The organism is Haloferula sp. A504 (assembly GCF_044385805.1).
Taxonomy (GTDB): domain Bacteria; phylum Verrucomicrobiota; class Verrucomicrobiia; order Verrucomicrobiales; family Akkermansiaceae; genus Haloferula.
The window spans coordinates 1-1,419 of record NZ_JBISBU010000143.1 but is presented as its reverse complement, the minus strand read 5'-3'; the positions used below and the strand labels follow the sequence as shown (position 1 = coordinate 1,419).

Sequence of the window (1,419 nt, the reverse complement as noted above, 5' to 3'; positions counted from 1 at the left end):
CACAAGCCCTTCCCCGAAGTTAAACTATCACTCCCCACGAGTTATGGAAAAAACATCACTTTGCCCCTTGCCAAACAAGCAGCCATAGCAACGTCGAAGTCCTCCTACACCTGCCCGAGGGCGAGGTTTCGACTGTGGGTCGGGGTTGGTATGGCCATGACGGATTGAACACGCGGCGGGGCAGGAGTTAGGAGCGACGCCTTGTTGGGCTTTTCATTTTGCCAGTGCGGTTACTTCCTTCTCGACCTTCGGTCCAATCTCTCGCTCCGCCGCTTCCAGATCGTGTTCTGCTTGGAGCCCGACCCAGAATCCGGCAGTCGTCCCGAAGAATCTCGCGAGACGTAGTGCGGTTTCGGCGGTAATGCTCCGTCGGCACTTCGTGATCTCTGTCAGCCGCGATGCCGGAATCCCGGTCGCTCGCGAAACCGCTGCAAGCGAAAGGCCCATCGGTCGAATGAATTCCTCGAGGAGGATCTCACCGGGATGAATCAGTGGTAGCATGCCCTTCTTACTCATTGGATCAGTGGTAATCGGTGATTGATACGTCAGACTTCCGGCCATCGTCCCAACGGAAGATGATCCGCCATTGCTGGTTGATTCGGATGCTCCAAAAGCCTTCAAGGTCGCCTTGGAGGGCCTCCAGACGGTTACCCGGCGGGACCGAGAGATCCTGCAACGCACGAGCCTGATTGATCATACGCAGCTTGCGCCTGGCCCGGTGCTGGATGTCGCCGGGAAGCTTTCGCGAGCGCTCGCCTCCGTAAATCCGTTCAGTCTCGGTGTCGCCGAAGCTTTCGATCACCGGCAAAAGCTACCATGCCCCGGAATTTCGGCAAGCGTAATTTCGCGCCTCGTAATTTCCGCCCAACCGTCAGAGAACAGGCGGCCCGGCGACCTTCGGCGGCACTCTCGGTTCTCGTTGCCGGATGTAACCACCAAACCCGGAACGCAACAAGGCCGCTGGTAGGGGTCGCCCTGCTTCGGCTTGTTCGATTATTGGATTTTGGGGTGCGTCAGGCGGTGGCTAGCTGTCATTTGGTCATGAGCTACTGATTCCGTCCAGTCACGTTCAGGCGGGAGTTCAGCGTCCAATGGACCGAAGAATCGATAATGAGCAACCTCTTGGAGGGTGAGCTTCCTTACGAAGCCGTGGCGGACACTCGCGCACCGGGGAACGCTTCCGTCGATCAACGAGATTCCCTCGATCTCGTCGTCCTCGTATGAAAAGCGCAGGCAGAGGCAGGGGTGATAGTATGCGTCCTCGTAGAACTCGCCCGGCTTTAGGTCATCCTGGGACTTGATCTCCGTCGGCATTTCTTTGAATCGAGACCCTATGGCTGCGACTGGAGCCAGCCACGCGCCTTCGGGGTGGTTTGAGGGTTGAAAGGGAGGTGCCGTGTCTGGTTCAAGTCGTGGGCT

2 protein-coding genes are annotated in these 1,419 nt (G+C 57.9%); both read right to left on the bottom strand.

Annotated elements, in window-relative coordinates; translation table 11 throughout:
• Positions 1 to 213: 213 nt before the first annotated feature.
• A complete protein-coding gene (locus tag ACG2LG_RS23825) occupies positions 214 to 516 on the bottom strand; it encodes a HigA family addiction module antitoxin (protein ID WP_396263366.1) in 303 nt (100 codons plus the stop codon).
• A gap of 4 nt (positions 517 to 520) precedes the next feature.
• A complete protein-coding gene (locus ACG2LG_RS23820; RefSeq protein WP_396263364.1) occupies positions 521 to 802 on the bottom strand; it encodes a type II toxin-antitoxin system RelE/ParE family toxin in 282 nt (93 codons plus the stop codon).
• Positions 803 to 1,419: the final 617 nt, after the last annotated feature.